At 65.4% G+C, this 9,773-nt stretch carries 10 protein-coding genes and 1 pseudogene; 9 read left to right on the forward strand and 2 right to left on the reverse strand.

Annotated features, from left to right (window positions below):
* Positions 1-38: 38 nt before the first annotated feature.
* The 9 genes from IT40_RS03965 to IT40_RS04005 all read left to right on the forward strand — a co-directional run bounded on the left by IT40_RS03965 (position 39) and on the right by IT40_RS04005 (position 8,877).
* Positions 39-905: an ABC transporter permease subunit gene (locus tag IT40_RS03965; RefSeq protein WP_036750913.1), complete on the forward strand. Its 867-nt coding sequence runs from the start codon at positions 39-41 to the stop codon at positions 903-905.
* Positions 902-1,960, forward strand: a complete 1,059-nt coding sequence (locus IT40_RS03970; protein ID WP_052095730.1) for a branched-chain amino acid ABC transporter permease — start codon at positions 902-904, stop codon at positions 1,958-1,960. The genes IT40_RS03965 and IT40_RS03970 overlap by 4 nt, the downstream gene beginning before the upstream one ends.
* Positions 1,957-2,676 carry an ABC transporter ATP-binding protein gene (locus tag IT40_RS03975; RefSeq protein ID WP_036750919.1) on the forward strand — a complete coding sequence of 240 codons (720 nt, stop codon included), beginning with the start codon at positions 1,957-1,959 and terminating at the stop codon, positions 2,674-2,676. The genes IT40_RS03970 and IT40_RS03975 overlap by 4 nt, the downstream gene beginning before the upstream one ends.
* Positions 2,676-3,314 (forward strand): ABC transporter ATP-binding protein, encoded by a 639-nt coding sequence (locus IT40_RS03980; protein ID WP_052095731.1) that lies wholly within the window; start codon positions 2,676-2,678, stop codon positions 3,312-3,314. The genes IT40_RS03975 and IT40_RS03980 overlap by 1 nt, the downstream gene beginning before the upstream one ends.
* 67 nt (positions 3,315-3,381) lie before the next feature.
* Positions 3,382-4,518, forward strand: coding sequence for an aminomethyl transferase family protein (locus IT40_RS03985; RefSeq protein WP_036750924.1), 1,137 nt, complete (start codon positions 3,382-3,384; stop codon positions 4,516-4,518).
* Positions 4,519-4,577: 59 nt separating this feature from the next.
* Positions 4,578-5,180, forward strand: a complete 603-nt coding sequence (locus IT40_RS03990; protein ID WP_036750930.1) for a dimethylamine monooxygenase subunit DmmA family protein — start codon at positions 4,578-4,580, stop codon at positions 5,178-5,180.
* A complete protein-coding gene (locus tag IT40_RS03995) occupies positions 5,177-6,124 on the forward strand; it encodes a PDR/VanB family oxidoreductase (RefSeq protein ID WP_036750932.1) in 948 nt (315 codons plus the stop codon). The genes IT40_RS03990 and IT40_RS03995 overlap by 4 nt, the downstream gene beginning before the upstream one ends.
* A gap of 9 nt (positions 6,125-6,133) precedes the next feature.
* A complete protein-coding gene (locus IT40_RS04000; RefSeq protein ID WP_036750935.1) occupies positions 6,134-7,177 on the forward strand; it encodes a heme-dependent oxidative N-demethylase family protein in 1,044 nt (347 codons plus the stop codon).
* A 308-nt stretch (positions 7,178-7,485) separates the two neighbouring features.
* Positions 7,486-8,877 (forward strand): ammonium transporter, encoded by a 1,392-nt coding sequence (locus tag IT40_RS04005; RefSeq protein WP_036751001.1) that lies wholly within the window; start codon positions 7,486-7,488, stop codon positions 8,875-8,877.
* A 51-nt stretch (positions 8,878-8,928) separates the two neighbouring features.
* Here IT40_RS04005 and IT40_RS04010 read toward each other — a convergent pair whose 3' ends face one another.
* Positions 8,929-9,570 carry a helix-turn-helix domain-containing protein gene (locus IT40_RS04010; RefSeq protein ID WP_036750938.1) on the reverse strand — a complete coding sequence of 214 codons (642 nt, stop codon included), beginning with the start codon at positions 9,568-9,570 and terminating at the stop codon, positions 8,929-8,931.
* Positions 9,571-9,642: 72 nt separating this feature from the next.
* Positions 9,643-9,773 (reverse strand): annotated as a pseudogene (gene purU / locus IT40_RS29895) (formyltetrahydrofolate deformylase); the annotation flags it as partial.

Raw genomic sequence — 9,773 nt, forward strand, 5'->3', positions numbered from 1 at the left:
CCCGCATTTCCCGTTTCCGCCGCACCAGGGAGCTTCTCATGGACTATGTTGCGATCATTCTTCTTCAGACCGCGATCAGCATCGCGAACCTGGTGCTGATCAGCGCAGGCCTCGCCGTCATCTTCGGCATGATGCGCGTCATCAACTTCGCCCATGGCGAGTTCCTGATGCTGGGCGGCTATACGGCGGTCATTGCCACCCAGCATGGCGTGCCGCTGCTGGTCTCGTGCTTCATCCTGGCGCCGGTGCTGGTCGGGCTGGTGGGGCTTGTCGTGGAATATCTGGTGATCCGCCATCTTTACGGGCGGCTTCTGGACACGATGCTGGCAAGCTGGGGGGTGAGCCTGATTCTGATCGGCCTCGTCACCGTGGCCTTCGGCAATTCGGTCTCGGGCATCTCGACGCCCTTCGGCAGCCTTTCCATCGGGCGGTTCAGCATCGGGTTCTATGAACTCTTCCTTGTCGCCGTCACCCTGGTCATGGTCATCGCCGGCTATCTGGTGATGCGCTACAGCCGCGTCGGGCTGATCGCGCGGGCCACGATGCAGGACCGTGACATGGCCGCCTCGCTGGGGGTCAACCAGCGCGCCGTCTACCGCGCCACCTTCGTCACCGGCGCCGCGCTGAGCGGGCTTGCCGGTGCGCTGATCGCGCCGATTGCCGGGGTGGTGCCGACCATCGGCGCCTCTTATCTGGCGAAATGCTTCATCACGGTGATCTCAGGCGGTCCCGCCATCATCGCGGGCACCTTGTCCGCCTCGGGGCTGCTGGGCGGCGTCGGCGGGATCATGACCTTCCTGGCGACCCCCGTCCTGGCCGAAGTGGCGCTGCTTGCGGCGGCGGTGGTGCTGCTGCGGGTGCTGCCCCAGGGGATCACCAGCAAATTCTTCCGGAGATCGCAATGAAAACGCCGCTTGTCACCTCGGGTCGCCTGGGCGCGGTCGCGATGATCCTCGCTGCTGCCTGGGCGCTGTTCATCGTCCCTTCGGGCGGGGACATGACGCTGATCCTCTCGGGCTCGATCTATTGCGCCTTCGGAATCCTCGCGCTTTCGCTGGCGCTGATCTGGGGGTTCGGCGGCATCCTCAGCTTTGGCCAGACCGCGTTCTTCGGGATCGGCGGCTATGCCTATGCGGTTCTCGCCCTCAACATCGGTAATACGACCACGGCGGCGCTGCTGGCGATCCTGGTCGCGGCGGCGATGGCGGCCGCCATCGGCTATTTCATGTTCTGGGGCCGGCTGGGCGATGTCTATCTGGGCGTCATCACCCTGGTCCTGTCGCTGATCCTCTATCGCTTCATCAACCAGACCTCGGGCAGCGAATGGAAGATCGGCAAGGCGCCCCTGGGCGGCTTCAACGGCATCCCCTCGACGCCGATCCTCAACGATCTGGACGGCAACCCGCTCTGGCCTGAAGATATCTATGTGCTTTGCGTGGTGGCGCTGATCCTGTCCTATATCCTCTGCCGCCTGCTTCTTGCGACGTATTTCGGCCGGGTCGTGGTGGCCTTGCGGGAAAACGAGCTGCGCGCGGAACTGCTGGGCTACGATACCCGCCTCTACAAGCTGGGGGTGTTTTCCATCGCCGGCGGTCTTGCGGGCCTTGCGGGGGTGCTGTTTGCCAATTGCGTATTCGTCAGCCCGAACATGTTCAGCCTGACGACCAGTTCGCAATTGCTGGTCTGGGTGATCGTCGGGGGCCTGGGAACGCTTGCCGGCCCGGTCATGGCCTGCTTCCTGCTGCTGGCCTTCTCGGCCTGGCTGGGCACGCTGAACGCCGGGGTCTGGCTCGACCCGAACCTGGTGATGGGGCTGGTGCTGACGCTGTTCGTCCTGGTGCTGCCCAAGGGCATCCTGCCGCTGATGCGGAGCGGCTGCGACCGGGCATTGGCCGCGTTCCGGCGCCCGGCACCGGCGGCGGAACCCGGCGAGGCCATGATCGGGGAGGAAGCACGATGACCGACTACCTGCTGGAAGCCCGCAACCTGACCATGCGTTTCGGCGGCGTCGTCGCGGTGCGCGATGTCAGCCTCTCGCTGCGCGAGGGCGAGTTGCATTGCCTGATCGGGCCGAATGGCGCCGGGAAATCCACTTTCTTCCGCATGCTGTCCGGCCAGTATCGCCCGACCTCCGGCGAGGTGCTGTTTCGCGGCCAGTCGATCAATGGCCAAAGCAGCGCGAAGATCGCGCGGGCCGGCATGGGGATCAAGACCCAGGTGCCTTCGGTCTTCAACGCCATGACGGTGCGCGAGAATGTCATGCTCGCCGCCGTCCGGGCGCTGCCGCCCAACCTTGCGCGGCGGCGCTGCGACGAGGTGATGAAGCGTATCGGCATCAGCCATCTCGCCGCCGAAAAGGTCGGCATCCTGGCGCATGGCCAGCGCCAGTTGGTCGAACTGGCCACCGTGATCGCCCCGCGCCCGGCGCTGATCCTGCTGGACGAGCCCGCCGCCGGCATGACCGGCGAAGAGGTCGAGGGACTGGGCGACCTGCTGGTCGAACTGGCCCGAAGCTGCTCGGTCATCGTGGTCGAGCATGACATGAGCTTCATCCGCCGGATCGCGCGCAGCATCACCGTCTTCAACCAGGGCTCGGTCCTGGTCGAGGGGCCGGCCGATCAGGTCCTGTCGGATCAGCGCGTGCGCGACGTCTATCTGGGAAGGGAGGTGGCCTGATGCTGCAACTCGTCGGAGTGCATTCGGGATATGGGCAGATCCCGATCCTGCGCGACATCAGCCTCAATGTCGCCGAGGGCGAATTCGTCGGCATCCTTGGCCATAACGGCATGGGCAAGAGCACGCTGTTGATGACCATCGGCGGGACGCTGCCCGCGACCGATGGCCGGATCGAGATGGGCGGGCAGGACATCACCCGTCTGCCGGTTCACCGGCGCGCAAGGATGGGCCTTGGCTATGTCAAGCAGGGTCGGCGGATCTTCCCGCGCCTGACGGTGCGCGAGAACATGCAGGCGGCCTGCCTGGCCGGCGGCCAGCCGCTGGCGCGGGCCGAGGAAATGATCGCGCTGTTCCCACGTCTCGCGCCGATTGCCGAGCGTCCGGGCGGGGTGCTTTCGGGGGGCGAGCAGCAGATCCTCGCGCTGGCCCGATGCCTTTGCACCGCGCCGCGCCTGGTGATGCTGGACGAGCCGACCGAGGGGATTCAGCCCTCGATCCGCGAGGAGATCGTCGAGGCGCTTCTGATGCTGCGCGACCGGCTGCGCCTGACCATGCTGCTGGTCGAGCAGAACGAGGCCTTTCTGGGCGCGCTCTGCACCCGAAGCTATTGCCTTGAAAAGGGCCGCCTGGTGGCGTGATGCCCCGGAAAAGGAACGTCCCTGACCGCAATGGGGCAAACAAGAACGTGAAAACAGGGAGTTGACGATGACCGCTTCATGGAGATTCTCGGCATTGGCCGACCGGCATCGCGCGCTTGGATCGAAGCTTGAGGACTGGTCGGGCATGGGAACCGCCTGGTCCTATGACGGTGATCCGGTTGCCGAGTATCTGGCGATCCGCACCAAGGCCGGGCTGATGGATGTCTCGGGGCTGAAGAAGGTGCATGTCACCGGCCCGGCCGCCAGCCATGTGATCGACCGTGCCACCACGCGCAATGTCGAAAAGCTGATGCCGGGCCGGGCGATCTATGCCTGCATGCTGAACGACGCCGGCAAGTTCATCGACGATTGCGTGATCTATCGCACCGGGCCCAACGCCTTTCTGGTCGTGCATGGCTCGGGGCAGGGGTTCGAGCAACTGACCATGGCTGCCTCTGGCCGCGACGTGTCGGTGCGCTTCGATGACAACCTGCACGACCTGTCTCTCCAAGGCCCTCTGGCGGTGGACTACCTGGCGAAACACGTGCCCGGTATCCGCGACCTGGCCTATTTCGGCCATATCCAGACCTCGCTGTTCGGCAAGCCGGCCATGATCTCGCGCACCGGATACACCGGTGAGCGGGGCTACGAGCTGTTCGTGCGTGGGCAGGATGCGCCGATGGTCTGGGACCGTATCCTGGACGAGGGCGCCGGGATGGGGATCATCCCCTGCCGGTTCACCACGCTGGACCTGCTGAGGACGGAAAGCTATCTGCTGTTCTTTCCCTATGACAATTCGGAAATGTATCCCTTCGACGACCAGCCGGGCGGGGATACGCTGTGGGAACTGGGCCTGGATTTCACCGTATCGCCCGGCAAGACCGGCTTTCGCGGGGCCGAAGAACATTACCGCCTGAAGGGCAGGGAGCGCTTCAGGATTTGGGGCCTGAAGCTGGAAGGCGACAAGGCCCCGGACAATGGCGCTCCGGTCTTGCGCGACGGCGTGCAGGTCGGCGTCGTGACCCAGGCGATGCATTCGCCGCTGAACGGCTGGACGGTGGCCATCGCCCGCCTGCCGGTCGATTGCGCGAACGAAGGCAGCAGGCTGACCGTGAACTGCGCCACCCATGGCGAAATCGCTGCCGTGACCGCCTCCATGCCCTTCCTCGATCCGGAAAAGAAGGTCCGCACCGCCAAGGGCTGACTCAAGCGCCCGCCGGGTGGCGCAGGTTGCCCGGCCCTTCCCGTCAACAGGGGGAAACCATGCCAGGAACCGAATTCTCGCCCTCGATCGCCAGCCGCCCGGTCTATGCGGGGCTGGTGGCGCAGGGGGCCATGCCCGCGATCATGCTGGCCGATGCCGAGGGGGCGGGGGCGCTGATCGACCTTGCCGCCCGCGATCCGGCGGTGATGGAGCGGGCGCATGTGATCTTCATCCCGGCAGGCACCCCACATGGCGCGCGGCTGCGGGCGCTTGGCGCGCGGATCTATCACGAAAGCCCCAGCTATGCCGCCTGCCTGGAGCGGTTCCGCAAGGCGCTGGCCGATGCCCATATGGGCACCACGCTTTATCTGGCCGGAACCGAGGGGCTGATCGGGCAGGCCACGGCCGAGGCGCTGGCCGCCGGCCTACCCGCCGGCGCCATCCAGTCCGAGCACCGCGGGTCGATCGCGCGGCGGATGCAATGCGTCCATTGCAAGGGCATCACCGAGGGTGTCACCACCGATCCCTTCACCTGTTCGCATTGCGGGCTGACGCTGTTCGTCCGCGACCATTATTCGCGCCGCCTGGGCGCTTTTCAGGGCGTCTGCGTCGATGCCGAAACCCCCGGCGTCCTCCCACCCGTGCAGGAGATCAGGCCATGACCGCCCGGATGCTACGCGTGGCCGAGGTCACGCCCCTGTCGCCCCTCGTCACCCGCTTCCGCTTCGAATGCCCCGAAGGCGGCACGCTGCCGCTGTTCTCCGGCGGTGCGCATGTGGTCGTGGAGATGCCCGATGGCGCCACCCTGCGCCGCAACGCCTATTCGCTGATCTCGGATCCGCTGGACGGATCGGGCTATGAAATCGCGGTGCGGCGCGAGGATGCCGGCCGGGGAGGCTCGCGCTTCATGCATACCCATGTGGCGGTGGGCGACCTGCTGCGCGTGGGCGCGCCGGTCAACCTTTTCGCGCTGGACCTGCGGGCGAAAAAGCATGTGTTGATCGCGGGCGGCATCGGCATCACGCCCTTCCTGGCCCAGCTTCGGCAATTGACCCGGCTGCAAATGCCGTTCGAACTGCATTACTGCGCCCGCAGCCGGGCCGAGGCCGCCGGCCTGAGCCTGCTGCCCGACCTGCCGCAGGTCCATGCCCATATCTCCGATGAAGGCGATCGGCTGGACATCGGCGCGGTGCTGGCGGGGCAACCTTTGGGAACCCATGTCTATACCTGCGGGCCCGAAGGGCTGATCGAGGCCGTAGCAGGAACCGCCACCCGCCTTAACTGGCCCAAGGCCGCGCTGCATTCCGAAGCCTTCCTGTCCCCGCCACCCGGCGCAGCCTTCAAGGTCACCTTGGCGCGGTCAGGCATAACGATCACCGTCGGCCCCCATCAAAGCCTGCTGGAGGCGATGGAAGAGGCGCAGGTCGATGCTCCTTGGCTTTGCCGGGGCGGCGCCTGCGGGCAATGCGAGACCGCCGTCCTGTCCTGCAAGGGCCGGATCGAGCATCACGACCACTGGCTGAGCGATGCCGAAAAGGCCGCGCAGCAGAAGATCATGCCCTGCGTTTCGCGCTTTCAGGGCGAAGACCTCACCCTTGACCGCTAGGGGGCCAGCATGACCATGCGCTTCAACGACGAAACCTTCCGCGACGATTACACCTTTCACAACTCGCCCGCGGCGATCCGGCGCTTTCCGTTCCCCTTCGACCAGGACAGCTACATGTATTCGGTCAATATCGAGCCGCACCGTCGGGGCGCGGCGGGCTCGGTGTTCCAGCACCGTTTCGACGTGGACGAACATTACGTCGCCGAAATGCGCGACCGAGAGATCACGCTGCGCGACGATCCGCTGCGCTGCCAGTCGCTGCCGCATATGGAACTGGCGGGCTGGGATTTCCTGGAACTGGTGATGGTCTCGAAGGCCGAGGACTATCCCGAACTGTTCGAACTGCACCGCGACGGGGACCGCTGGCACTGGATCAACCGGCCGCTGGGGATCGAACAGCGCTTCATCTTCCTTGACGCGACCAGCCTGCCCTGCGGGCCGATGGAATACATCACCCGCCAGACCCAGGGCGACCATGCCCTGCTGGACCAGCGCGAGGGCAACCTGTGGATGGATGCCGGCATGGTGACCAGCCAGGCGGATTGGAGCCTCGATTTCGACATCGGCATGAACTTCTTCGAATGGCACGCCCCGGTGCCGAAGGCACATGAATTGGGGGTGTTCCAGCGCGCCCTGAAATTCCTGCTGAGCCTGCAGCAGGGGGCACCCGTGCGGCGGCTGAACTGGACGATGACGGTCAATCCCCGGCTGGATACCAGCCCCGAGAACTATCACAAATGGGGGCCGGAAAAGCGCACGCTGACCGCCGGGAATGTCGGCGCGAAGCAATACCTGCGGGTGGAGTTGCAGACGCTTTGGCGCATGCCCCGGTCGAACGCCGTCGCCTTCCCGATCCGCTGCTATCTGCTGGCGCTGGAGGATCTGGTGACGGTGCCCAAATGGGGACGCCGCCTGCACCGGGTGCTGCGCGACCTGCCGGACGAACTGGCCGAATACAAGGGATTCGCCGTGAACCGGCCGCTGATCGTCGACTACCTGTCGCGGTTCGACGACTGCGCGCCGACCTCGGCCGGGATCTTTCCCGATGACTGACGGCGAGGGGCTGCCAACCTGTATGCTGCCAGCATTCGGCGGGACGGAACCGACCTGCGGCAGTGTCGTCGCAATCTCCTCGGATTCGTGTCGCTTCCTGGCCGTTACGGCCTTCCTGCATGGCCCCGATCGAACCCGCCCAATGGCGCGGGATCGGTTCGGTTCCTGGCGCGAAGTCGGGCAGGGTGAACGGAATGGCGGCAGAATCGGAATATTCCTGGAAGGATCTTATTTTTATCTACAGGAAACTTTGTTTTTGGCGCCATCACCCCATCATGAGGATGCCCGCATCGCATGATGGATTCGCCATGACACAGAAGAATGCCCTTGTAGCGGCCTTGCCCGCGATCCTGTTTCCCGCCCTCGCCTGGGGGCAGGATGCCGAACCGGCGTTGAGCGCCGGAGATACCGCCTTCGTCGCGACCTGCGCGCTGTTCGTCATGCTGATGATGCTGCCCGGCCTTGCCCTGTTCTATGCGGGCATGGCGCGCAGCAAGAACGTGCTGTCGGTCCTGACCCAGATCTTCGCCTCGGTCGCGCTGATCTGCGTGCTGTGGATCGCCTTCGGCTATTCGCTGAGCTTCGACACCGAGACGCCGCTGAACGCCGTCATCGGCGGGACCTCCAAGTTCTTCCTGTCGGGGATAACCACCGAAAGCATGGTGGGGACGCTGCCGGAATATCTCTTCGTGCTGTTCATGATGATGTTCGCGGCCATTACCCCGCCGCTGATCGTCGGCGCCTTTGCCGAGCGGATGAAATTCGCCGCGGTGCTGATCTTCATGGGCGTCTGGCTGCTGATCAACTACGCGCCCATGGCACATATGGCATGGGGCGGAGGCTGGGTCTTCGATGTCGGTGTTCTGGACTTTGCCGGCGGCAATGTCGTCCATCTGAACGCCGGCATCGCGGCGCTGGTCTGTGCGTTGGTCCTCGGGCCGCGCAAGGGTTACGGCACCACGATGATGGTGCCCCATAACATGACCATGACCTATACCGGCGGGGCGATGCTCTGGGTCGGCTGGCTGGCCTTCTGCGGCGGCTGCGCGCTGGCGGCCAATGGCTTCAGCGCGCTGGTGATGCTGAACACCATGCTGGGCGGCGCCGGGGGCGCGCTTGGCTGGATGACGGCGGAATGGATTCACCGCAAGCGGCCCAGCACCTTCGGCCTGGCCTCGGGTGCGATTGCCGGCCTGGTCGCGATCACCCCCGCCTGCGGCTTCGTCGGCCCCATGGGCGCGGTGCTGGTGGGCTTCCTCACCGCGCCGGTCTGCGTCTATGCGGTCGAGGTGGTCAAGCGCCGCGTCGGCTATGACGATTCCTTCGACGTGTTCGGCGTCCACGGTGTCGGGGCGGTGGTCGGCGGCGTGCTGACGGTCGTCTTCGCCGCGCCCGCGCTTGGCGGGCTGGGCTATCCCGAGGGCCGCACCATGCTGACCCAGATGGTGCCGCAGGTGCTGATCATGGGCTTCAGCATCGCGGTCTCGCTGGTGACGACCTGGATCGCGCTGAAGATCGCAGGCGCGCTGGTCGGCCTGCGCGTCGATGAGGAGGCCGAGGCCGAGGGGCTGGACATCCACCAGCATGGCGAGGTCGGCTATCGTCTGGGCGATGGCGTTTACGGAGGTGCGGCGCTGGTGCCGGCGCAGGCCGCGCATGGTCTGGGCTCTCCGGCGCAGGTCGCCAATCAGCGCGGCTGATGCCGCGCCCATTCCAGGGCCGGGCCTCGCGGGGCCCGGCCTTTTCCGCTGTCAGCGGCTTTGTGGATAGGTGATGACCGACAGGTATTTCGCCGGCAGTTCGATCAGGTCTACCGGGCCATGCGGCGCGTCCGCATCGAACAGCAGGGTATCGCCCGGCTCCAGGCGATAGATCTGTTCGCCATGACGATAGCCGACCGTTCCTTCCAGCATATACAGCATTTCGATCCCCTCGTGCTGGAAGGTCGGGAAGCGGTCGCTTTCCGTGGTCAGCACGATCAGATAGGGCTCGACAACGACGCCGGAGTCGTTCGCGCCGATATGGCCCAACAGGTGATATTGATGGCCGGCGCGGGTGCCCTGGCGCTCGATTTCCACCCCGTCGCCGGCTTTCACATGCATGGCCCCACGGGGCTCGGCATAGCCGGAAAACAGCTGGACCAGCGGCACCCGCAAGGCATTGGCCAGCATTTGCAGCGTGGCCAGCGAGGGCGAGATCACCCCGTTCTCGATCTTGGACAGCATCCCGACCGAAAGCCCCGACTGCGCCGCCAGATCCGATCCGGTCAGGCGCTGGCGCTTGCGCAGTTCTCGCACCACCCGGCCGATGGCGACCTCGAGGTTTCTTTCCGGATTGTCGCGCAGGGCATGGGGATTCTGGGTCAGTCTTTGCGATGTATCGCTGCTGTCCATCACATGTGCCGCGCGCCTTGTTTCCTGTCAGGAAAGTCTAGACCGCGGCACCGACAATGTGAATAGCCCCGCTCACCCCATTCTTTCGGATGCGTAGCTTCCTGGCGAGGCGGGGAAGACCACAGTCTTGTTGCCGTTGAGGAACACCCGGCGGTGGATATGGGCGTGGATGGCGCGGGCCAGGACCTGGCTTTCGACGTCGC

Source organism: Paracoccus versutus (assembly GCF_000763885.1).
In the GTDB taxonomy this organism is placed as follows: Bacteria; Pseudomonadota; Alphaproteobacteria; order Rhodobacterales; family Rhodobacteraceae; genus Paracoccus; species Paracoccus versutus.